This window comes from Pseudomonas sp. S30_BP2TU TE3576, from assembly GCF_050436025.1.
Lineage (GTDB): Bacteria > Pseudomonadota > Gammaproteobacteria > Pseudomonadales > Pseudomonadaceae > Aquipseudomonas.
This window is the reverse complement of sequence record NZ_JBNDLK010000001.1, coordinates 1,725,752-1,748,861: the sequence shown is the minus strand read 5'-3', so window position 1 is coordinate 1,748,861 and position 23,110 is coordinate 1,725,752. Positions and strand designations below refer to the sequence as shown.

General features: G+C 60.2%; 21 protein-coding genes, 1 tRNA gene, 1 pseudogene and 1 riboswitch. Of the genes and pseudogenes, 7 read left to right on the top strand and 16 right to left on the bottom strand.

Annotated elements, in window-relative coordinates; genetic code table 11:
* Nucleotides 1-21: 21 nt before the first annotated feature.
* From ABIA48_RS07960 to tam, 5 genes are all read left to right on the top strand, one after another.
* A complete protein-coding gene (locus tag ABIA48_RS07960) occupies nt 22-660 on the top strand; it encodes a LysE family translocator (RefSeq protein ID WP_429487754.1) in 639 nt (212 codons plus the stop codon).
* 79 nt (nt 661-739) lie between these two features.
* Nucleotides 740-2,086 carry a diguanylate cyclase domain-containing protein gene (locus ABIA48_RS07955; protein WP_429487752.1) on the top strand — a complete coding sequence of 449 codons (1,347 nt, stop codon included), beginning with the start codon at nt 740-742 and terminating at the stop codon, nt 2,084-2,086.
* 119 nt (nt 2,087-2,205) lie between these two features.
* Nucleotides 2,206-2,364, top strand: a complete 159-nt coding sequence (locus tag ABIA48_RS07950; protein WP_007982976.1) for a KGG domain-containing protein — start codon at nt 2,206-2,208, stop codon at nt 2,362-2,364.
* Nucleotides 2,365-2,437: 73 nt separating this feature from the next.
* Nucleotides 2,438-2,941, top strand: coding sequence for a DUF4142 domain-containing protein (locus ABIA48_RS07945; protein WP_429487750.1), 504 nt, complete (start codon nt 2,438-2,440; stop codon nt 2,939-2,941).
* A 459-nt stretch (nt 2,942-3,400) separates the two neighbouring features.
* Nucleotides 3,401-4,171, top strand: coding sequence for a trans-aconitate 2-methyltransferase (gene tam / locus ABIA48_RS07940; protein WP_429487748.1), 771 nt, complete (start codon nt 3,401-3,403; stop codon nt 4,169-4,171).
* A gap of 117 nt (nt 4,172-4,288) precedes the next feature.
* Here the strand turns inward: tam and ABIA48_RS07935 are convergent, their stop codons facing one another.
* From ABIA48_RS07935 to ABIA48_RS07865, 15 genes and pseudogenes are all read right to left on the bottom strand, one after another.
* Nucleotides 4,289-5,017, bottom strand: coding sequence for a class I SAM-dependent methyltransferase (locus ABIA48_RS07935; RefSeq protein ID WP_429487746.1), 729 nt, complete (start codon nt 5,015-5,017; stop codon nt 4,289-4,291).
* A 289-nt stretch (nt 5,018-5,306) separates the two neighbouring features.
* On the bottom strand, nt 5,307-5,576 hold the full coding sequence (locus ABIA48_RS07930) for a short-chain dehydrogenase (protein WP_429487745.1): 270 nt from the start codon (nt 5,574-5,576) through the stop codon (nt 5,307-5,309).
* Nucleotides 5,577-6,147: 571 nt separating this feature from the next.
* Nucleotides 6,148-6,320: pseudogene (locus ABIA48_RS07925) on the bottom strand (transcriptional regulator); the annotation flags it as partial.
* A gap of 221 nt (nt 6,321-6,541) precedes the next feature.
* Nucleotides 6,542-6,615: transfer RNA gene (locus ABIA48_RS07920), tRNA-Gly, on the bottom strand.
* Nucleotides 6,616-6,793: 178 nt separating this feature from the next.
* The gene (locus ABIA48_RS07915) at nt 6,794-7,678 is read right to left on the bottom strand and encodes an alpha/beta fold hydrolase (RefSeq protein WP_429487743.1); all 885 of its coding nucleotides are present in this window, start codon (nt 7,676-7,678) and stop codon (nt 6,794-6,796) included.
* 314 nt (nt 7,679-7,992) lie between these two features.
* The gene (locus ABIA48_RS07910) at nt 7,993-8,685 is read right to left on the bottom strand and encodes a pseudouridine synthase (protein ID WP_429487741.1); all 693 of its coding nucleotides are present in this window, start codon (nt 8,683-8,685) and stop codon (nt 7,993-7,995) included.
* 33 nt (nt 8,686-8,718) lie between these two features.
* Nucleotides 8,719-8,937, bottom strand: coding sequence for a cysteine-rich CWC family protein (locus tag ABIA48_RS07905; protein WP_429487739.1), 219 nt, complete (start codon nt 8,935-8,937; stop codon nt 8,719-8,721).
* Nucleotides 8,924-10,417: a sensor domain-containing diguanylate cyclase gene (locus ABIA48_RS07900; RefSeq protein WP_429487737.1), complete on the bottom strand. Its 1,494-nt coding sequence runs from the start codon at nt 10,415-10,417 to the stop codon at nt 8,924-8,926. The genes ABIA48_RS07905 and ABIA48_RS07900 overlap by 14 nt, the downstream gene beginning before the upstream one ends.
* Before the next feature lie 211 nt (nt 10,418-10,628).
* Entirely contained in the window at nt 10,629-12,407 is a 1,779-nt protein-coding gene (atzF, locus tag ABIA48_RS07895) for an allophanate hydrolase (RefSeq protein ID WP_429487735.1), read from the bottom strand.
* A gap of 25 nt (nt 12,408-12,432) precedes the next feature.
* Nucleotides 12,433-16,077, bottom strand: a complete 3,645-nt coding sequence (uca, locus tag ABIA48_RS07890) for an urea carboxylase (RefSeq protein WP_429487733.1) — start codon at nt 16,075-16,077, stop codon at nt 12,433-12,435.
* Between the two features lie 305 nt (nt 16,078-16,382).
* Entirely contained in the window at nt 16,383-17,024 is a 642-nt protein-coding gene (locus ABIA48_RS07885; RefSeq protein ID WP_429487731.1) for an urea amidolyase associated protein UAAP2, read from the bottom strand.
* Nucleotides 17,025-17,035: 11 nt separating this feature from the next.
* Nucleotides 17,036-17,761: an urea amidolyase associated protein UAAP1 gene (locus ABIA48_RS07880; protein WP_429487729.1), complete on the bottom strand. Its 726-nt coding sequence runs from the start codon at nt 17,759-17,761 to the stop codon at nt 17,036-17,038.
* 13 nt (nt 17,762-17,774) lie between these two features.
* Entirely contained in the window at nt 17,775-18,563 is a 789-nt protein-coding gene (locus tag ABIA48_RS07875; protein ID WP_429487727.1) for an ABC transporter ATP-binding protein, read from the bottom strand.
* Nucleotides 18,560-19,375, bottom strand: coding sequence for an ABC transporter permease (locus tag ABIA48_RS07870; protein WP_429487725.1), 816 nt, complete (start codon nt 19,373-19,375; stop codon nt 18,560-18,562). The genes ABIA48_RS07875 and ABIA48_RS07870 overlap by 4 nt, the downstream gene beginning before the upstream one ends.
* 15 nt (nt 19,376-19,390) lie before the next feature.
* A complete protein-coding gene (locus ABIA48_RS07865; RefSeq protein ID WP_277535417.1) occupies nt 19,391-20,458 on the bottom strand; it encodes a putative urea ABC transporter substrate-binding protein in 1,068 nt (355 codons plus the stop codon).
* A gap of 60 nt (nt 20,459-20,518) precedes the next feature.
* Nucleotides 20,519-20,619, bottom strand: a riboswitch (guanidine-I (ykkC/yxkD leader).
* Nucleotides 20,620-20,914: 295 nt separating this feature from the next.
* Here ABIA48_RS07865 and ABIA48_RS07860 point away from each other — a divergent pair.
* On the top strand, nt 20,915-21,178 hold the full coding sequence (locus tag ABIA48_RS07860; RefSeq protein ID WP_429487722.1) for a hypothetical protein: 264 nt from the start codon (nt 20,915-20,917) through the stop codon (nt 21,176-21,178).
* Between the two features lie 167 nt (nt 21,179-21,345).
* Entirely contained in the window at nt 21,346-21,789 is a 444-nt protein-coding gene (locus ABIA48_RS07855; protein ID WP_429487720.1) for a hypothetical protein, read from the top strand.
* A 126-nt stretch (nt 21,790-21,915) separates the two neighbouring features.
* Here the strand turns inward: ABIA48_RS07855 and ABIA48_RS07850 are convergent, their stop codons facing one another.
* Nucleotides 21,916-23,028, bottom strand: a complete 1,113-nt coding sequence (locus ABIA48_RS07850) for an enoyl-CoA hydratase/isomerase family protein (protein WP_429487718.1) — start codon at nt 23,026-23,028, stop codon at nt 21,916-21,918.
* Between the last annotated feature and the right edge of the window lie 82 nt (nt 23,029-23,110).

The window sequence follows — 23,110 nt, the reverse complement described above, 5'->3', positions numbered from 1 at the left end:
AGCCGTTCAAAAGGACTCCCCATGACCCCATCGTTGCTAATGGCCGTGCTTGCCTCGGGTTTTATCTACGGCATCACTCCGGGGCCGGGGGTGCTGGCGGTATTTGGCATTGGCGCGGCCCATGGGCGACGGGCCGGGGCGGGGTTTCTGTGCGGGCATTTGCTCGGCGATGTGGTCTGGTGCAGCACGGCGCTGATCGCTATTGTCGGTGCGCGGGAGATCGGCAGTACCGCGTTCGACGTGCTCGGCGTACTGAGCGGCCTGTACCTGTTCTGGCTCGGCTGGCGTGCGGTGCGCGCCCGGCGCAGCAATGGTGATGCGCCGCAGGGGGCGGCGCGGCAGCCGTTCTGGCACGGCATTCTGTTTGGCCTGACCAATCCCAAGGCCTATCCGGTGGCGGTGGCGACGTTCACGGCGCTGTTGTCGAGCCGCGCGGAACTGCTCAACTGGTCAATGCTGCCGGCGCTGATCGTCCTGAGCTTCGTCGGCGGGTTGCTCGCCTACGCTATTCTCATCGGCATTGTCGGTGCGCGGCGGGTGCGCACCTTGTACCAGCGTCATGAACTGGCAATCACCCGGTTGTGCGGGGTGATGTTTATCGGTTTCGCCATCAACGCGCTGGTGCATGCGTTACCGGGGCTGATGCCGAACAAGGCTTGAAGGTGATCACAAGGATGCAAGGCTGACGGGGCAGGGATGATTGATAAGCGCTGCATTATCGGGACACCCACGCAGAACTATGGAAAACCGAAATTCCGCGCCGCTGGCGAGCTATATCGATTTGTTGCTGGACGCCGTCTGTGCGGTGGATAAGCAGGGCCGTTTCGTCTTTGTCAGTGCGGCTTGCGAGCGCATTTTCGGCTACAGCGCCGATGAGATGATCGGCCAGCCGATGATCGACATGGTGCACCCGGCCGATCGCCAGCGCACCCTCGATGCCGCCCGGGAAATCATGGGCGGCGAGCCCAAGCTCAATTTCGAAAACCGCTACCTGCGCAAGGATGGCCGCGTGGTGCATATCCTCTGGTCGGCCCGTTGGTCCGAGGTCGATCAATTGCGTATCGCGGTGGCTCGTGACATCACCGAACGCAAGCAGGCCGAATCCCGGCAGGCAGCGCTGTATGCGATTTCCGAGGCGGCCCATGCGGCAGAGGATCTGCTGGCGTTGTTCAAACGCATCCACATGATCATCGGTGAATGGCTGCCGGCACTGAATTTTTCCGTGGCGCTGTACGACGAGCACTGCGCACAGCTGAATTTCCCTTATCACGTCGATGATCACGAGCCACAGCCCGAACAACCCGGAACCATGACCGGGCGCCTGTGCACCGAAGTGATCCGCAGCGGGCAGCCGATCCTGTTGACCCCGGACCAGTGCACACCTCCTGCCGGCTTCGAAGTGCTGGTGGCCGAGCAGAACGCTCCGTGTTGGCTGGGTGTGCCGCTGAACTCGCAAAACGGCACCATCGGTGCGTTGATCGTCAAAAGCATTCCGGGCGGTGAGCGCTACACCGAGCAAGACATGGAACTGCTGCAATACGTCTGTGCCCAGGTCGCGACCGCCATCGAGCGCAAGCAATTGCATGCCCGCCTGCAACACATGGCCCAGTATGACCAACTGACCCAGCTACCCAACCGTGAGCTGCTGCGCGACCGGCTCAAGGCATCACTGCAAATGGCCCGGGTGGATGGCGGGCGCATGGCGCTGTTGTACGTCGACCTCGACCGCTTCAAGCAAGTCAACGACACCCACGGTCATGCAGTCGGCGACATGCTGCTGCAAGCGGTGGCCAACCGGCTCAAAGGCTGCGTGCGCGAAACCGACACGGTGGCACGCATCGGCGGCGATGAGTTCGTGGTGTTGCTGCACAGCATTCGCGCTGCGGACGATACCGACATCGTGGTCGAGAAAATCCGTCAGGTCCTGGCCCAGCCCCTGCGATTGGACGGGCACAGCCTGAACATCCAGCCGAGTATCGGCGTCGCCCGATACCCCGATCACGGCACTGAAGAGAAGCAGTTGTTCAGGCATGCCGACGAGGCGATGTATTGCGCCAAACGCGAACATCACTTGCATCGCGTTTGAATGTAACGAGTACCGTTCGTCGTGGTACCCACGCAATTTTCTAAACCTTTTGGGACGCGCAACTTCAGATTCTATGGGGGCTACAGCTCGCCGCGATTATCACCAAGAGGAAGAGAATCATGCCTAACTCAAGAAACTCGAACTCGGGAAACTTCGCCAACGATCGAACGAAGGCCTCTGAAGCCGGTCGCAAGGGTGGGAAAACCACCACCACGACTGTCGATAAAGACCCGGCGAAACCCGATATGGGCCGCAAGGGCGGTCAGAAATCCCGCTAAAGGATGCGGGTGGTTTTGTTTGAGAAGCGGGGGCGAAAGCTCCCGTTTGAATTTTGAAAAGGAGGGCGCGACCATGAACCGGATGGCCACCCGAATACGTAATGCCAGTTTTGCCACGTTACTTGGGCTATTTGCCAGCAGTGCCTTTGCCCAGTCGCTCGCCGAGTTCATCGACGAGGTTTCGGCCAAAGGCATGGCGGATATCGAAGCCAGCCGGCTGGCGCACCAGAAGTCCGAATCCAGAGAGGTCAAGGATTACACCATCGTCGTCATCAACGACCGCACCACCGCGAACCAGCACCTGGCGAAAATCGCCAGGCAACTGGACTTGCCGGTAGCCCCACGCGAAGAGGTTGTCGAAAAGGCCAAGGCCCTGATGCCACAAGCCTTGGATGGGGCGACCTTCGACGAGGCCTATGCAGCCAGTCAAGTGAAGACCACGCAGGAAGCCATCGATCAGCTGCAGCAGCAAGCACAGACCACCGACGTACCGCAGATCAAGGCGTTCGCCGAAGAAACCCTGCCTAAATTGCAAAATCATCTGCAAATGGCCAAAGCGTTGCAGGCTAAAAGTTGAACATAAGGATTGAACACAAACGGCGCGGGACTTTGGTCTCGCGCCGTTTTTCTTTTCAGCACTGATCCAGCGGCCTGTAATAAAAAACGGTTGATCACGCCTAATGCCAGTCAGTTAAGCAATTTCAGCCGCGACATCCTTTGTAGCAGCTGCCGAGCCCGCGAGGCTGCGTTCGGCTGCGAAGCAGTCGTAAAATCAGTCATTGCGGTACGTCAGGCAGGCCGCGTCAGCTGGACTCACGACTGCTATGCAGCCGAACGCAGCCTCGCGGGCTCGGCAGCTGCTACAGATCGCATTAGCGCTTAACTGACTGGCATTAGCTAATCACGCCGGTTTTTTTCTGAAACGCTTAGCGATAACTCTTACCAAAAGTGGAATAGAGCGGAACCTGTCAGGCGATGTAATGTAGCTACCCGGTTGTCGGCTTCGGCCAGAACAACACACCGACAGGAGAACGCAATGAGTTGGTCCGCCAAACAGTACGTCGCTTTTGAAGATGAACGCACCCGTCCCGCCCGTGACCTGCTGGAGGCTATCCCCGCTGGGGACGTGCGCTCGGCCATCGATATCGGTTGTGGTCCCGCTAACTCGACCGAGTTGTTGGTGGCGCGTTTTGCCGGTGCCTCGGTACGTGGGCTGGACAGTTCGACCGACATGATCGAAGCCGCTCGCAAGCGCTTGCCGCAGGTGCGGTTCGATGTTGCTGACATCGACACCTGGAACGACAACGGCCCGTTCGACGTGATTTTTGCCAACGCGGTATTGCAGTGGGTGCCGGATCACGCCGCGTTGTTGCCCGCGCTGGTGAAGAAACTGGCACCCGGCGGCAGCCTGGCGATCCAGATGCCGGACAACCTCAACGAACCTTCGCACCGCTTGATGCGCGAAGTCGCAGCGCAAGGGCCGTGGGCCGACAAACTGGCGGGGGCTGCCGGGCAGCGTACGGAAATGGCTGATGCCAGCAGCTATTACTCGATGCTCAAACCCCATTGCGCTCGCGTTGATATATGGCGCACCACCTACCATCATCCGCTGGCGGGTGGTGCATCAGGAGTGGTCGAGTGGTTCAAGGGTAGTGGCTTGCGGCCGTTCCTCGATCCGCTGGATGAGGCGGAGCGAGCGCAGTATTTGAAGCAGTATCAGACTGCTATTGAGCAGGCGTATCCGGCCTTGGCCGATGGTTCGGTGCTGTTGCCGTTTCCACGGTTGTTTATCGTCGCAACCCGCTGATGCGAAAAAGGGACAGTTGATGAGCGTCATCTGTCCCTTTTGTACCGCTTGGAAAAATCACTGCGGCTTGTTCTTTTTCGCGTGCCGGGATCCATACGCAAAAGATGCGAGCGTGGTTCAGCGCTGAACGCCGACCAACATCATCATTGGCCGCTCCCGCTCTTCGGCAAGCGCCGGTTGCGCCGCCACCTCGGCATTGCTCGGCCCCCATTCATTGACATGGCGGATGCTGAAACCCACCGCAATCAGCATGTTGAGCAACGTGCCAATGGTGCGATGCTGCTTGATCACACCCTCGGCCAGCCAGTTGGTCACGCGCTCACCTTCATTCTGATAAGCGTCCACCGGCCAACTCTTGCGGCCCTCGGCATCAATGATCCAGCCAGGGTTACGCGGTGCCATGAAGATCGGATGTTCGATGGAAAACACGAAATGCGCGCCGGGTTTTAGCCCGGCATGGACATTGGCGAACAACCCCGGCAAGTCCTTGATGTAATGCAGCGCCAAGGAGCTGTAGGCCAGATCGAAACCGCCGCCCGGCAGATCCAGGGCTTCCAGGTCGGCGCGCTCATAACGGATGTTTGATGCGGAGGTGGTTTTGCGCGCTTGCTCCAGCATTTTTTCCGAAACATCGAGTCCGAGTACGCTGCCGGCGCCTTGCTCACTGGCCCAACGGCAGAACCAGCCGTAGCCGCAACCGAGGTCCACCACCTTCAAGCCTTGCATCGGCGGCAACATCGCCTTCAGCGCAGGCCATTCCGGCGCGGCATCAAGACCGCCAATCGAACGGGCCATCTGGCTGTAGCCCTGGAAGAAACCGGGATCGTCGTAGATGTTTTGGGTCATGTTCGGGTTGCTCTGTTGAAATCATTCATTGGCGGCATCGGAAGTGTTCCGTATGCGTTCTTTCGAAAAATGATGACGCGTGTTCGCTGATAGCCGTGCAGTGAAGAGGGTGGTTGAAGGTGAGGGAAATGCTAGCGGGGCGGGCGATGAGGGGAAACGGGTTGTACGTTGTGGATTTGTAAGCGCAGTCATTGTGGGAGCGAGCTTGCTCGCGATGACGGTTTTACATTCAACTTCTATGTTGTCTGCCAGTCCGCTATCGCGAGCAAGCTCGCTCCCACAGATTACGTCAGGACGGTTCTGCATCCATGCGTCGAGCGATGACATCCAGTACATCGCAACCATCGCGCAAGGGGATGCAGCACAATAATGCGAAGTCGCTGAGGATCACGGAGTCAGTGCGGATTTCACCTCGCATCGCGAGATTTTCGAGAACCTGCGTCACGGCACCGATTCGGTAACGGGCGCTGCTGAGCAGTGAATGCAACGGTTGTTTGGTGTTGACGTAAAAGGAGGGTAGATCGTCGGCGTTGCTGGTTAAAGCCATGTATTCGTTCATGAGTGGTTTCCATGGAGAGTAGATGACCTACCACTCAATCGTCGCCAAACAATAGGGTGGTAGCTGTACGCGGGTTGGCGAACCGGGCCATGGTAAACCGGCAGATCCTGGGATCTCCCACGCACAGCCACCAAAAAAGCAGGCAGCCAAGTGCGTTCAAAAGCGCTCCGAGAACTACTCGGAGGCTTCTGTACCAAGGCATCGAGTCGCCAAACCCGATACGCCATTTGGGCGTGCTCGGACTATAGGTCTCATGACAAAGGCACAGCAATGCGCAAGTGTACGGACAATTCCCAGTGTCGTGTAGGACGTTGCTTTTTCTAGCGTTGATCTCTGTTGGGCCCTTAAAAGTGGGCCTTAGCACTAACGTTGGCAGGCGAATCACCAAATTCCGCGCACAAAAAAACCGACCACTTGGGCTAATGCCAGTCAGTTAAGCAATTTCAGCCGCAACACCCTTTGTAGCAGCTGCCTCGCGGGCTCGGCAGCTGCTACAGATCGCATTACCGCTTAACTGACTGGCATTAGCCCAAGTGGTCGGTTTTTTCTTTCTCGGCATCTCCGTTCAGACAACCTGTTCTGAGGGCTGCATCGGATAATGTTCGTCTTCATATTTTTCAATGAGCAACGCCAAAATTTCCGTTCATCGCCCTCAGGTGAACCGCCTTCTGCCCCCCACAACTGCTCCAAGCGAGCCAGTGCGGTGGCCAGGTCTTCTAGGCTGTGAATAGGTTTAATGTTCATCACACGGTCTCCGTGGGCGTGGGTACTAGCGTTGAATACAGCCCTGCCGCAATTGCGACAACGGAGGAGGGGAGCATTTTTTGTGTCTTTTCAATTCCGCTGAAGCATTCAGCGAGAGGAAAAACCCAAATCCCGCCCATAAAAAAACCAGCCACTTGGACCGGTTTTTTCTGACTCTGCATCCCCCGTCAAAACCACTTTGACGTGAGACTGAAATTGATTGGAGCGGGTGAAGGGAATCGAACCCTCGTTATCAGCTTGGGAAGCTGGAGTAATGCCATTATACGACACCCGCTCAGAGCGGTGACTTTGTACCAGATGTGCGCGTGGAAATGAAGTTTTTCTTTGCGCGAGATGGCTTTAGCGCAGGTGAAACAAGGCACAGACCGCGTGACGGTCGATCGCGGGCAAGCCTCGCGCCTGCAGAATACGTTTAACGCAGCAGGGCGGGGCTTGCTCGCGATGACTCTATTTCAGATTGCCAATGCATGGTGGTCCTGGACGTGGTGGTAACGCGGTCGGCTTTCGTACCCTGCCGGCTTCAGGAACCCCATCAGTGCGTTGCGGCTGTCTCGGCAGGCGGCTTTGTGTTCCATGTCGAGAAAATGGCCGGTGGCCTGGAGGGTGCTGAAGGTGCTGTGTTGCACGTGGCCGGCGAACAATCGGGCGTCTTCGGCGGCGGTGTACTCGTCCCATTCGCCGTTCATGAACAGTACCGGCACGTCGATTTTCTTCGCCGCATGCAGGTAGCACTGGCGATCGCTGTGCAGCACGTCGTTGATGTGGAAGTGCATCTGCCCGTACTCATGTTCGGCCAGGGAGCTGACGTGGCGATAGTTGAAGCGCTTGAACAACGACGGCAGGTGTTTGCCGATGGTGTCGTTCACCAGGTGCCCGACCCGGTCGCGGTCCAGGTTGCCGAGGTGTTCGACGCCGCGCTCGAGGTAGTCGAGCATGTGCGCGTTGATCACCGGGGAGAACGAGCTGATCACGGCTTTTTCGATGCGCCGTGGCCGTTGCGACAATGCCATCATGGTCGCCGCACCGCCCCAGGAGAACGACAACACGTGTTCGGCGGCGAAGTGGTCGATCAGCTCAAGCAGGATCTGTCCCTCGAGTTCCTTGGTGAGCATTTTTTCATGCAGGTTGTGGGCTTTTGACCGGCCCGCGTAGGGCTGGTCGTAGCAGACGACGTTGAACTGCGGATGGAGGTTTTTCACGGTTTGTGCAAACGACGCAGTCGTGGCCATCGAGCCGTTGACCAAGATAATGGTCTTCTCTGCGGCGTCTGCGCGATAGAACTCCGTGTAAACCCGATACTGACCCTGTATATCCAGCACAGCGATTTCTGGCCTCATGTCATAAGACTCCTGGCAAGCGGGTATGCGCGCAAATAGAGATTGCACGAGCTTTGTGACAGGTAGGCATACGCCTGGAATTTGAGAGGCCCATGTCGATCCATTGCAGTCCGGTCGACGGGTATTGTTATTGGCGGGCAGTCTGCCGGATGAGGCCGGAACCCAAGGGTTCCTACCGGCAAAAAGTTTCTTAGAAGTATGGGGTGACTCGTCGGTCACATTTCGGCCGACGTCCTGATTCAAGCAGGGGTCACATCATTGCGCAAGTGCCGCTGGTAAATTGTTCGACAACTTTCTGCTGAGCGGTCGTGCGCTTAAATCAATCCGATCTCTTCGTCGCTCAGTGGGCGGTATTCGCCCGGTTTCAACGCGTCGTCGAGCACCAGCGGGCCCATGCATTCGCGGTGCAGGCGCATCACCTTGTTGTTGAAGTGGCCGAACATGCGCTTGACCTGGTGATAGCGGCCTTCGACGATGCTCAGGCGCGCGCATTTCGGCCCGAGCAGCTCCAGCCAGGCGGGTTGCGTGGTGAGGTCTTCGAAGGCGAAGTACAGCCCTTCGCTGAACTTGATGGCGTATTCGGGGCCGATGTCCTGTTCGGTTTCGACGTAATAGACCTTGGGCAGTTTGGTCTGCGGTTGGGTCAGGCGCCGCGACCAGCTGCCGTCATTGGTGATCAGCATCAGGCCGGTGGTATTGAAGTCCAGGCGTCCGGCGATGTGCAGTTCGTCCTTGTCCGGTTCATGGATCAAGTCGAGCACGGTCGGGTGCTGTGGATCCCGAGTGGCGCTGACGCATCCGGCGGGCTTGTGCAGCATGAAGTGGCGCAGGGGTTTACCAACTTGCAGCACGTCATTGTCGACTTCGATGCGGCTGAATTCGCGGACTTCGCTGTGCGGGTCACTGACGACTTTTCCGTCAACCCTGACGCGCTTTTCCACCAGCAACAGGCGCACCTGTTTACGGTTGAAGCACGGCAGGTTGCTGAGGAATCGGTCGACACGCATGACTAAGGATCAGGGAAGTAAGGGGCGCGCATCTTACTGGATCGACTCGGGCGCTGCTCGCAACTGCGCCTCGACTTCGGCGCAACGCGGACACAGGCAGGAGGCATTGCGCAGTTCCACCGGCAGCGCCTGGAGCACCGCCGGGTCGATGCTGACGCCGTAGCACCAGCAGGCGCGGTCGGCGGTTCGCGGGTCGGCCAGGGTGCAGTCATTGGGGGCGCCGCAGGCCGGGCAGAGGTCAGACTGGTTCATAACTGGAGTGAGACTTTTCCACGCTGGTTCGGTTACGGCCAGTTTGCTTGGCCCGGTACATCGCATGATCCGCCCGCGACAGCAGGCTGTGCAAGGTGTCATCGGCTTGCAGGGTGGTGAGGCCGATGCTCACGGTCAATTGCAGGGCCTTGTCGTTGTAGATATAGCGCTGCTGTTCCACATGCTGGCGAATTTTCTCGGCAATCATCAGACCGGTCTTACCGTCGGTGTCCTTGAGCAGCACGATGAATTCTTCACCGCCCCAGCGGCAGACGATGTCGGAGTGTCGCAGGCAACTTTCCAGATCCCGGGCGAAACCGATCAGTACCTGATCGCCGGCCAGGTGGCCGTAGGTGTCGTTCAACGCCTTGAAGTGGTCAAGGTCCAGCAGCAAAGCGGTCAGTGGTTTGGGCTCGCGCCGGGCTTCGTGCATGGCCTGCGCGGCCAGCAGGTCGAAGCCGCGACGGTTGGGCAGTTCGGTCAGGCTGTCGAGGATGGCCTGGGCCTGGATCTTGTCCTGATAGCACTTGATCACCCGGTTGAGCAGGGCCAGTACGGTCAGTGTGACCAACAGGCAGATCAGCAGGTTGAGGTACAGCGACTGGCGGATTTCACCCAGAGCGCTGTCTTCGCGTTTGTCGACGAACAGGTACCAGTTCAGCTCCGGGATAAACCGCACGTTGAGGAAATGCCCCTGGCCCTGCACGGAGTATTCGTAGCTGCCGCTGTGGGGTTGGGGCAGTCGACTGACCAGGTCTTTCATGCTGTCGAGTTCGCCGAGCTTCTGCCCGATGCGTGCACCCTGCGGACCCCCTTCGGCACCGGTGAGCACCAGGCGCCCGAAGTTGTCGACGAAATACACACTGCGCTGATAACGCTGTTGGTACTTGTCGATCAGCTTGATCACGGCGTCGACGGTCAGGCCAACCCCGGCCGCACCGATGAATCGGTCGTTGTAGTCGTAGACCTTGTAGTTGATGAAAAAGGTCAGGTCGTCCTTGTTGGCGAGGTCCGGGTCGACGTTGATCTCGTACGGATCCTTCATGTCCCGCACGCGAAAGTACCAGGCATCGCGGGGTTCGGTGGCCTTGACCTGTTTGAGCACACCCTTGGCGTGGTAGTAGGTCAGGCTGGTGTTGGAGACGAAGAACGCGGTGTAGGCGCCATAGTGGGTCATGACCTCGTTGAGGTAACGGGTCATCTGGTCGGAATCTTTTTCACCGTTGACCACCCAGTCGCGCATGAACGTGTCGCGGGCCATCATCGAGGAAATCAGGATCGGCCTGACCAGGTCTTTCTGGATTTCCGAATAGACTGTGTCCGATGTCAGCGGCAGTTCGGTGTTGACGATGTTGTCGCGGATCGACGCCCGGGAGGCGTAGTAACTGAGAAAGGAGGTAGCGAGGAAGCCTGCGCCCAGCAATGCGACCAGCGTGAAAACCAACGAACGTTGAGAATACAGCGGCGAGCGAAGCGGCATGGCAGTTCCGTTGGCAGTGGTCCGATGGCAGGCATTCTAAGGGGACTGCCGGGAAATAACTGCTCTATGTTTGCCGCGAATGGTCGTAAATCTTGCACGGACCTTGTGGGAGCGAGCTTGCTCGCGATGGCGGCGTGTCTGCCACATCAAGGCTGAATGTCACACCGCTATCGCGAGCAAGCTCGCTCCCACAGGGTTATGAGTCTGGTGTTTAGCCCCGTGTTTTCAGATACATCCGCCACCCGCCAAAATGACTGATGTTCACCGCGCCCTCCAGCCCATACGCCTCGCAGATAAACCCGCTCTCCCAGCGCCCATCCGCCAGTTGCACTTTGCCCAACCCCAGCGGCGCCGGAATCCCGGTCAGGAACGAACCCAGTTCACGGCTGGGCAACTCCCAGACCTCCACTGCAATCGCCACGCCGCCATCCTTCACGCGGACCATGCCCGGACGAAACGGCGGGCCACCAGCCAGGGCATAGAGTTGATAATCCGGCGAGCTGAATGTCGTTTCCACCAGCCGGGCACCGCGCTGCTTGAGCTGCCAGTTCAATGTCAACCCGTCCAGGTGCGCACCACAGACCACCAGTCGCGCCCGATCATGGCGTGCAACCATCACCGGAGCAGGTGCGGCCAGGCCTTGCTGGCGCTGCAAGGCATCCGCCACGCTCAACAGATACTGATCGGTAAAGGCTCGCCCAAACAGCGTCACACCCCATGGCAGGCCGTTGTCCATGAACGCGCTGGGTACGGCAACGGCGGCGTAATCGAGCAGGTTCATGAAGTTGGTGTAGTAGCCCAGTTCCGAATTGCGCAGCACCGGTTCGGCCTCGAGCTCCGCCAGCCTGACCGGGCGGCCGATGGTCGGCGTGACGACGCAATCAAGGCCTTCCAGCGCTGTGTCGCACAGGGCTTTCAAAGCTTGCAGTCGGTATTGGGCGCGGAAGGTTTGCACACCATCGACGCTCGGTGCCTTGGCCAACACGGCGCGAATCACGGGCAACACGGCCTCGGGATTTTGCGCTATCAATTCACCGGCGACGCTGTAGCGCTCGACCACCCACGGGCCTTCATAGAGCAAACGTGCGGCCTCCAGGAACGGCGACAGATCCAGTTCCACCGCTTCCCCGCCCAAGGCCCTGAGGCGGTCGATGGCATCACCGAACAACAGCGGGCCTTCAGGGCAGCCGAAGAATTGCAGGTCCTGTGCACGGGGTACGCCGAAACGGAACGGGCGCGGTGTGCCGAACGCCGAGCCGTCATTCCACAACGGGTTGCTGCGGCTGTATTCGTCCCGCGGATCGAGGCGCGCAGTGAGTGCCAGCAACTGACTGGCCTCCCGTGCGGTGGCGGTAAATGTGGTGACGCAATCGAGCGTACGACAGGCCGGTACGACGCCGGCCGTCGAGATCAGGCCCTTGGTGGCTTTCAATCCGACCAGATTGTTCAATGCCGCCGGTACACGCCCGGAGCCGGCGGTGTCGGTGCCCAACGAAAAACTCGCGACCCCGAGCGCCACCGCCAGCGAAGAACCGGCGCTGGAGCCGCCCGACGGATACTCCGGCAACACGCTATTGGGGCACGCGCCATATGGCGAGCGACTGCCATTGAGACCGGTGGCGAATTGGTCGAGATTGGTCTTGCCCAGGGGAATAGCCCCCAGCGCCAGCAGTTGCTCGACAATGGTTGCCGAACGCTCGGGCACGTAGGCGAACGCCGGGCAGGCCGCGGTGGTCGGGATACCGGCCAGATCAATATTGTCCTTGATTGCGAAGGGCACGCCATACAGCGGCAGGCTGTCGATATCGCGACCGTCGAGCGCGGCGAGGTACGGTTCCAGCTCTTCGGCGCTGAGCAAATGGATGAACAGGTGATAGTCCGGGTTCAGTGCTGCGGCTTTGTCCCGCAGGTTCAGCAGCAATTGCCGGGGAGTGAGGCTGCCGTTGCGATAAGCGTTGCGCAGGGCATCGAATTGCAGATTGATGTTCATGGCTTGAGTCCTTGGCAAAATGGGTTCACTCGAGTTCCAGCACTACGACGCGCTGCCCGGCGCGCACCGCCGACCCCGGTTGCACGCGAATCTCGTGCACCACGCCGGCCATTGGTGCGAGCAGGGGGATTTCCATCTTCATCGACTCCAGGATCACCAGCACGTCACCGGCTTCGACGCGGCTGCCGGTCTCGACCTGAACCTGCCAGAGGTTGCCGGCGATGTGGCTGTCGACGCTTTGTTGACTGCTGGCCAGCGGTGCCTCTTCGGTGGCCTCCGGGGCCAGCTCTTCACTGTCGAAATGCGCCTGGCCACTGGCGATCCAGCGTTCGCGTTCAGCGTTGAACGCGCCTTGTTGCTGCGCACGAAAAGCGCCGATGGATTCAGCTTCCTGCGCCAGAAACCCCTGGTAATCCGTCAGTTTCAACTGACTGTGCTCAATGTTCAGGTCGAAGCGCCCAAGGGGGAAATCCCGGCGTATGCGCAGCAGTTCATCGGCGCTGACCGGGTAGAAACGGATCTGGTCGAAAAACCGCAACAACCACGGTTTGCCATCGAACGCGGCGACTTCGCGGTAGCGGTTCCACATCTGCAACGTGCGCCCGACAAACTGATAACCGCCGGGGCCTTCCATGCCGTAGACGCACATGTAGGCGCCACCAATGCCCACCGAGTTTTCGGCGGTCCAGGTGCGCGCCGGGTTGTACTTGGTCGTCACCAGTCGATGGCGCGGGTCGAGCGGGGTGGCGACCGGTGCGCCGAGGTAAACGTCACCGAGTCCCATCACCAGGTAACTGGCATTGAACACCGTGCGTTGTACTTCATCGAGGTTCGGCAGGTCGTTGATGCGACGGATGAACTCCAGGTTGCTCGGGCACCACGGCGCGTCCTTGCGCACCGTGGTCATGTATTTCTCGATGGCCAACTGGCACGCCGGGTCATCCCAGGACAGCGGCAGATGGACGATGCGCGAGGGCACTTGCAGGTCTTTGGCGGCGCACACGGCGTCCCATTCGCCGGCGACGATGCCGAGCAGATCCGCCAGCGGCAGTTGTTCGGGCTGGTAGTGCACTTGTAGTGAACGGATGCCCGGCGTCAGGTCGATCACGCCGTGCAGGTGTTTGCTTTCCAGGGCTTGCATCAGGGCGTGGGCGCGGAAACGCAGGACCAGGTCCAGTTCCGGGGCGCCGATTTCCAGCAGCAGGTGTGTATCGCCGGACAGTCTTGCGACCAGCCGCGTATCGTCCTGCCCAATGTCCAATACAACAGGCGACACCATCCCCTGTGGGAGCGGGCTTGCTCGCGAAAGCGCTGCTTCAGACACATCAATGTTGACTGACACGCCCTCTTCGCGAGCAAGCCCGCTCCCACATTGATCCCATTTCAAGGCCAGGGTGCGGGCGGTCTTGATGTCGATGGGGGAGAACTGCACCTTGTCCCCAGCCTTGAGCTGCCCCAGTTGCCAAAGATCCGCTTCGATCACCGTCACCGGGCACACGAACCCGCCAAGGCTTGGGCCATCCGGGCCGAGGATGACCGGCATGTCGCCGGTGAAATCCACCGCACCAATCGCATACGGATTGTCGTGAATGTTCGACGGATGCAAACCCGCCTCGCCACCATCGGCACGCACCCATTCCGGTTTTGGTCCGATCAACCGGACGCCCGTGCGGCTGGAGTTGAAATGCACTTCCCACTGCGTGGCGAAGAATGTGCCGATGTAGTTCTCGGTGAAGTATTCCGGGGCGCCGTGCGGACCGTAGATCACGCGGATTTGCCGTACGCCGGGTAATTCGTTGAGCTGATTTTCAGCCAATTGCTGACCGGCGCTGCGATCGCTCAAGGCCGCTACATGCAACACGTCGCCGGCACGCAAGGCGCGACCGCCGTGGCCACCAAACTGGCCGAGAGTGAAGGTACTTTTGCTGCCCAGATAATCCGGCACTTGCAGACCGCCGCGCAGGCACAGATAACTGCGGGCCCCTGCACCGGCAATTGTGCCGAGGCTCAACGTAGCACCGGCCGGAACCAGCAGCGTCGTATTCATCGCAACGGCTTCACCGTTCAGCGTCAGAGGTATTTGCGCCCCGGTCACCGCCACTACCGCTTCGCAATTGAAGCGCAGCAACGGTCCGCTCATGGTGATTTCCAGTGCCGCCAAGCCTTCTTCGTTACCCAGTAAACGATTGCCCAAACGCAATGCCCGACTGTCCATCGGCCCCGATGGCGGCACGCCGACCGCCCAGTAACCGAGGCGGCCGGGATAGTCCTGAACGCTGGTCTGGGTGCCAGCGCTGAGCACCTCGAACGTGTTGGCCTGATAGACCAGGCCTTCCAGGCAACGGGTCCACGGCTGGCCGCTGGCGAAGGGCGCATCAAGCAGAATTTGCCGCAGGTAGTCGCGGTTGGTTTCCACGCCGTAGAGCAGGCTGTCGCCCAAGACTTGATGCAAGCCGGCAGCCGCCTCTTCGCGGCTCGGTGCCCACGTAATGACCTTGGCGATCATCGGGTCGAAGTAGGGCGGGATCTCGCAACCGGCCTCGACCCAGGTGTCGATACGCAGTTGTTTGCCGTCGGCGGTGGGGAAATTCACGGCAGTCAGCAAACCGGGGCTCGGTTGAAAATCCCGCCCCGGATCTTCGGCATACAACCGGGCCTGAATCGCATGTCCATCAGGCTTCAAGCCTTGGATTAACCCGCTCAACGGGGGCAAATCACCCGCCGCCAGCTGCACCATCCAGCGCACCAGATCGACGCCCCACACCTGTTCGGTGACGCCGTGTTCCACCTGCAAGCGGGTGTTCACTTCCAGAAAGTAGAAACGCCGGGCATCGCTGTCGAAAACGAACTCCACAGTGCCGGCGCTGCGGTAATTCACCGCTTTGGCCAGTTTGATCGCGGCCGCGCACAACTCATCGGCCATGCCGTCGGGCAGGTTCGGCGCCGGGGTTTCTTCGAGGACTTTCTGGTTGCGGCGCTGCACCGAGCAATCGCGCACGCCGAGGGCGATCACTTCGCCGCGACCGTCGCCAAACACCTGCACTTCCAGGTGACGGGCGCGCTGAATGTACTTCTCGATGAACACACCGGCGTCGCTGAAGTTGTTCTGGCCGAGGCGTTTGACGGCTTCGAAGGATTCGCTCAACTCGACCGCGCTGCGGCATACACGCATGCCGATGCCGCCACCGCCAGCGGTGCTTTTGAGCATCACCGGATAGCCGACCTGTTCACCGGCCAGCAGCGCGGCATCGAGGCTGTCGAGCAGTTCGGTCCCCTCAAGCATCGGCACGCCGTGTTGTTTGGCCAGGGCGCGCGCGGTGTGCTTGAGGCCGAACACCCGCAGTTGCTCCGGCGTCGGGCCGATGAAGGCGATACCGGCGGCTTCGCAGGCTTCGGCGAACGCGGCGTTTTCCGAGAGAAAGCCGTAGCCGGGATGGATCGCGGTGGCGCCGCTGGTTTTGGCGATGGCGAGGATCTTTTCGACCGCCAGGTAAGTGCCGGCGGCCGCGCCCTCACCGAGGCTGTGCGCCTCGTCGGCTTGCAGGATATGCAGGCTGGCGGCATCGGCCTCGGAGTAGACGGCGACACCCTGCACTTGCAGTTCGCGCAAGGTACGCAAGATGCGGCAGGCGATGGCGCCACGGTTGGCAATCAGGACTTTTTCGAACATGGCATAACCCCCGGAGGCGATAGCGCATCAGCCTCGACTGGGATGCGGGCCGTCCCGCAGTTTTTCGACAGGCGCCAGGGTCGTCCCCGGCGGCAGAATCACAAATTTCAAAACAACCGCCGCCCCCTGTGGGAGCGGGCTTGCTCGCGAAGGGGGCGTGTCAGTCGACTTCGATGTGTCTGATTCACCGCTTTCGCGAGCAAGCCCGCTCCCACATGGGGATTTGTGGTGCCTTTACTGTTTTAGGCACTGGCCTGAACGGGCCTGGCACAGGGCAAACAACCAACGGCGCAATCGCGAGAGTTTCAGTTCCATACCAGCAGCTCCGCAGGGGTGGGGTTGTAGGCGTTGCACGGGTTGTTGAGTTGCGGGCAGTTGGAGATCAGCACGATCACGTCCATCTCCGCACGCAGATCCACGTACTTGCCCGGTGCCGAGATGCCGTCTTCGAAGGTCAGGCCGCCATCAGCCGTGACCGGTACGTTCATGAAGAAATTGATGTTCGGCCCGATGTCGCTCTTGCCCAGTCGGCCATCGTGCACGCAGGCGCGCAGGTAGTTGTCGCGGCAGCTGTGCATGTAGCGTTTTTCCAGGGCGTAGCGCACGGTGTTGCTCTCTTGCGCACAGGCGCCGCCGAGGGTGTCGTGACGCCCGCAGGTGTCGGCGACGATGGTCAGCATCGGCTTGCCGAGGTTGGAATACAGCACACTGCCGGTGCTCAGGTACACGCTGTTCTGCCGGCGCAAAGTGCGCTGTACGTCGTAGCGTTCTTTTGGATTGGCGACGCTGTAGAACAGCGTATCGACCGCCTGATTGCCTTCCAGATCGAGGATTCGCAGGGTCTGGCCGGCCTTGACCTCCGTCAGCCAGGGTTCGCCGGCGGGGATGGTGGCGCGGTAGACCGCGGTTTCAGGCGACTGTGGAGCGGTGGCGATTGCGAGTGACATGGCAGCGATCCTCAGGCGAACAAACGGTCGGTGTTGATGAAGCCGCGCTCGTTTTCCGGGCGCGAGGTGCGGCAGTGTTCGGCGACGCTGGCGTCGGCGTTCATCCAGCTGAGCTTCAGCGGTTTCGGCGCGTATTCCGGCGTCGGGTCCATTGGATGTTGCAGAGCGGTGAGCACCACCAGGGTGTCCATCGGCGCGTACAACTCGATGTAGTCGCCGGCCTTGGCGTTGCCCTCGACAAAGTGGAAGCGCCCGGCGTCGTCGACGTTCACGCGGCTGAACAGGTTGAGGGTCATCAGCAGGTCGGACAGACCCAGCCCCCACTTGCCCAGCTCCACCAACAGGTTGTCAGTACCGTTGCGGAAGAAGCCGTTGCGCAGTTCCTGGTAGCGGCCCGCGCCGTACTTTTGCGCGACTTCTTCAGCGCAGAGCACGCCGCCCAGGCTGTCGCTCCAGCCGCAAGTGTCGGCGGTGATGGCGGCCAGCACGCGGCCCATGTCCGAGTACAGGCAATGGCCGGCGGTGAGCTTGGCGGTGTGTTGGCATTTGAGGCTGTCGGGCAGGTTCAGGCGTTCGGTTTTTTCATGGGCGTTGAGCAGCGTCAGGCTGACGTTGGCACCGCCGCGCAGGTCAGTCAGGCGCAGCAACTGGCCGCGTTTCAACACGAAGGAACGATGGCCGCCGCCGGGGAGTATTTCTTCGGCGAAGGGCGGGAACAATTGGGTCGAATCAGTCATGGGCAAAACCCTCTCAAGCGGTTCGAAGTGTGCCCGCCAGAAACACTGGCAAGGCGTCGACGGCGGCACGGTCGGTGCGGCGGTCGCTGTTCAAAGGGATGTCGTAGGTAATGCGTGCGCCATAGGCGCCGGGTGCGTGCGGGTCGAGGCGAACCTTGTCGAACACCAGCAGGCGCGTACCGAGGCTGAAACCTTCGGACAGGTCATGGGTGACCATGAACACTGTCAGTCGGGTCTCGCGCCACAGCTCCAGCAGCAAGGCGTGCATGTCTTTGCGGATGCCCGGATCGAGGGCACCGAACGGTTCGTCGAGCAACAGCACGCGGGGCTTCATGATCAGTGCCTGGGCGATGGCCAGTCGTTGCTGCATGCCGCCGGAAAGCTGCGCGGGGTACTTGTCCAGTGAGTGACCGAGGCCGACTTTGCGCAGCAGCTGCGAAGCCTGTTCCCGGGCCTCACGTTTGGCGCTGCCGAACAGGCGCCCGAGCAACGGTGAGCGGGGCAGTTCGAGGCCGAGGGCGACGTTGTCCAGCACGCTCAAATGCGGGAACACCGAGTAGCGCTGGAACACCACGCCACGGCTGGCATCCGGTTCACCGGTCAAGGGCAGACCGTCGAGCAGGATCTCGCCGCGACTGGTGCGTTCCTGGCCGAGCAGCAGGCGCAGGAAAGTCGATTTGCCGCAACCGGAAGCGCCCACCAGGGTGCAGAACTCACCCTCGTTGACGTTCAGGTTCAGGCCTTCAAGCACCACCTGATCGGCGTATTGTTGCCAGACGTTTTTAACGCTGATGAAGCTCATTTGGCGGCCCCCTCGTACCAAGGGAACACCCGACGCGTCAGGTACTTGAGCCCCCAATCCATCAGCCAGGCGAGCAGGGTGATCCACACCACATACGGAAGGATCACGTCCATTGCCAGGTAGCGGCGCACCAGGAAAATCCGGTAGCCGAGGCCGTCGGTAGAGGCGATGGCCTCGGCGGCGATCAGGAACAGCCACGCCGAGCCGAGCATCAGCCGCAGCGAAATCAACAACCGTGGCAGCAACTGTGGCAGTACCACCCGCAGCATCAGGGTCCAGGTGGAAGCACCGAGGGTCTGGGCCTTGATCAGCAACTCCACGGGAATTTCCCGGGCACGCTGTTCCAGGTCACGGGCCAGGGCCGGGGTGATGCCGATCACGATCAACATCACTTTCGACAGTTCTCCCAGGCCGAAGACGATAAACAGGATCGGCAGGATCGCCAGCGGTGGCACCATTGACAGCACCGTCAACAACGGCGATAGCGGCGCGCCGAACAGCGGCAGGGTACCGGCGGCAATGCCCAGGCACAGCCCGGTCAAGGCGCTGATCCCCAGGCCGATGGCCAGACGTTGCAGGCTGGACGCCGTGTCCTGCCAGAGCAGGTATTCGCCGGTGCGGGTGTCGGCCACGAACGCCAGGCGTTTCACCGCATCGGTCATTTGCGCGGCGCTGGGCAGCAGCTTGTCATTGGGGTTGTCCGCCAGTCGCTCGGCCGAGCCCATGAAGTAGGCGAACAGCACCAGGGCGAACGGCAGGATCACCAATACCAGGCGACTCGGGCGATCCGGGTGACGGTTGATCAGGCGCATGGCCAAGTCCTCTTCTTACAGCTTGGCGTCGGCGGCCATCTGCACGTAACTCGGGTCGAAGCGCAGCTTGAGGTTGCCCGTGTCGCCGCTGGTCACGCCGTTGGCGAAGGCCATGCCGACCGCGCTGGTGTCCTTGGCGCCTTCACCCAGCAAGCCGTGCTGGAAGGAGAACTCGGCGACTTTGCGCATGGTTTCCGGCAGTTGCTTGCTGGTGCTGAACGCCAGGGCTTCCTTGGGCGTGGCGAACAATTTGGTGGTGTCCAGTTGTGCCTGGAAACCCGGCAGGTCAGTGCCCGAGGCCTTGGCCATGTGTTCCAGTGCGGCTTTGCTCGCAGCGGTCCTGGCGTTCATCAACTCGACCACTTCAAACCAGGCACCGGTCAGCGCCTTGCCGAGGGCCGGGTTGTCTTTGAGGGTCTGGGAGTTGACCACCATCATGTCCATGATTTCGCCGGGGATCTGGCTGGAGTTAAACACTTCGCTCACCCCAGGCTTGGCCTTGATGTCCGAGAGCATCGGGTTCCAGGTGGTGACGGCGTTGACCTGTTCGGTGTTGAAGGCGGCCGAGATATCGGCATCGGAGGTGTTGACGACTTTCAGGTCTTTCTCGGTGAGGTCCACCGAATCGAGGGCGCGAGCCAGCAGGTAGTGGGAGACCGAGAGCTCCACCAGGTTGACGTCCATGCCCTTGAGGTCGGCGACTTTCTTGCCTTCGCCCTTGAGCACGATGCCGTCGTTGCCGTTGGAGAAATCGCTGACAATCAGCGCGGTGCTGTCGACGCCACCGGCCGCCGGAATGGTCAGCGCGTCCATGTTGGTCATGGTGCAACCGTCGAACTGGCCGGCGGTGTACTGGTTGATGGATTCGACATAGTCATTGAGCTGCACCACGTCGATCTTGATGCCGTACTTTTTCGCCCACTTATCGACGATGCCCTGACTGCCGGCATATTCCCACGGCATCCAGCCGGCGTAGATCGTCCAGCACACGCTGAAGTGGTCTTTCTGGGCGGCCTGGGACGAGAGGCTCACGAGGGCCGCGAACGCAGCGGCGAGCAGGGCGGGTAAACGAAGCTTGGACATGATGGTTCTCCAGTTGATCAAGGACGGACAGGAAGGCAGCGGCACCGCTAACGGTGGCTTGTCTCCCGGGCTTTTGTCCCGCCGTGTAACCTCAACTGGAGGTCGCCAACTCTCGGACCAGTCACTCGCTATCGCGAGCCGGAACCCTAGTCAGCCATTGCAAATTGTGGTGCCGCGAACCTGTGGTGACGCCTGCACATTTTTTTGGAACACCTGCGCTAAAGCGAGAGGCGTGCCAAGTTGACCCGAGCGCTCTAGCGCGGGGGGTGGAGTGGTCGAGGAGGGTGGTCGGGAGGGCGGGCTGCCTTGTGATGGTGCGCAGATGCACTGCATTGGAACGTGTCCGCCGCTGATCCGAAGGTTGATGCAACGTTGCACTTGGCAGAGGTTTGCCAGTCAAAACAGATGTCAGTCGATGTGTGCCGACTGCTGTCACGGGTCTTTACGGAGGCCGTCATGTTGCGTCGTTTGTTGTTGGGTGCAGTGCTCGGTTTTGGATTGTCTGGCTGCTATTACTACGACAGTCCTGCCGACGTCTACGGGACATCTTATTACTACCCCGGTTACTACTCGCCTTATTTCCACAGCCCACGTTATTACGGTGGCTATCGCTCCTATTACTACGGTGGGCACGGTTACTACGGTGGCCACGGCTATCGCGGCGGTTGGTATCACGGAGATGGATATCATGGCGGTGGATATCGCGGTGGCCACCGTTAATCAGGGCGTGAATGGATGAAAAACCTTTCATCGGCCAGATGTTTCCACTTGTTTCAAGGGCGCACCAGATTCCGAGTTCGATGTCTGATCTTTCGACAGTCACCGAACATTTGACTGTCGCTTGCCAGCGTCGCTGGTGTGGCTCACCCGCGGTCCAGGAGGCCGCCATGCTCTATCAAAATAAGCTGCGGCGAATTCTTCTACTTGTTGTGTCGGGATTGTCCCTTAGTGGGTGCGTGCCTTATTACGACGAAGGAGGCAGTTACTACAGTTCCGAAGTCTATTCCTCGCCAGCGCCAACCTATTACGCCGGGAGGAGTTCCTACTATTCCAATGGTTACTACACACCGTCGCCTCGGTATTACATGCCGCCAGCGCGGTACTACCAGCCGACACCGCGCTATTACTCGCAGCCGCGGATGTATCAACCGCACTATTACCAGCCCGCTCCGCGTTACTACCAGCCATATCGGGGTGATGACCGGATGCATCAGAACCATGGCTGGGACGGCCGTAACCGCGGGGGCTGGAACAATGACTCTCGCGGCCATGACTGGCGCAACCATCGTGGCGGACGCGGCGATCACAACTGGCGGGGTAATCACCGCTAGTTTTATATAGAAACAGCTCTAATGTGGGAGCGGGCTTGCTCGCGAAGGCGTCGTCTCAGAAACATTGATGTTGTCTGACACTCCGCCTTCGCGAGCAAGCCCGCTCCCACAGTTTTGCGTGTGTTTTCAGTATTCGGACAAGTCCGCCAGCGGATGCCGGCCTTCCCATGCCTTGTGGAAATGCGCCTCTACCACCATGTCCGGCACGTTGTTGATGTCCGGCCAATGCCAGTGCGGCTTCTGATCCTTGTCGATCAACCGGGCACGTACGCCTTCGCTGAGTTCCGGATGACGACAGCAGTTGAGGCTCAGGGTGTATTCCATCTGAAAGACCTCGGCCAGCGACAGGTGCCGGGCACGGACGATCTGCTCCCACACCAGGTGTGCGGTCAGCGGCGAGCCTTCGCTCATGGTCCTGGCCGCGCGGCTCAGCAACAGATCGGTGTGATCGCGCAAGGCGCTGATGGCCTTCCAGGCGCAACGCACGTCGCTGACATCCAGCAGTTCGTCGATCTGCTGGCGCCGCGGCAGCCACTGGGCTTCGGGCATCTGCGCCACGGCTTCCTGCTGTAAGGCCTTGAGCAGGCTGTTGAGCTGCATGGGTGTCTGTTCCTGCCAGTTCAGTTGCAACAGACCTTCAATCAATTTCGGCTGCTGCTCATCGAGCAGGAAACGGTCGGCCAGGCCCAGGTCGATGGCATCGCGGCCGTTCATGTGCGAACCGGTCAGGCCCAGGAACAACCCGACCTTTCCGGGCAGGCGCGACAGAAACCAACTGCCACCAACGTCCGGGTACAGGCCGATGCTGATCTCGGGCATCGCTAACCGGCTGCTCGGTGTGACGATGCGTATGCTTGCACCTTGCAGCAACCCCATACCGCCACCCAGCACATAGCCATGACCCCAACAGATCAACGGTTTCGGGTAGGTATGCAGTTTGAAGTCCAGTCGATATTCCGCCGCAAAAAAGTGCGCGGCCAGTGGCGGCACTTCCCCGGGGTGCTCGCGGCAGGCTTCGACCAGGCTGCGCACCTCACCCCCGGCGCAAAACGCCTTGGGGCCATTACCGCGCAACAGCACGCAAACAATTTGCGGGTCCTTGGCCCAGGCTTCCATACGATCGCGCAGAGCGTTGATCATTGGCAGGGACAGGGCGTTCAGGGATTTTTCAGCATCCAGGCTGGCGATGCCGATGCGGGCGCCGTCGGTGCCGGTGAGTTCTTCGAAGTGCAGATTCATCGTGACCTCGATCGGGAATTTGAGGGTTAAGTATGATCGTTGTGTGGGAAAGTGCCGGATCTGCGTCAGATCAATTGACAAG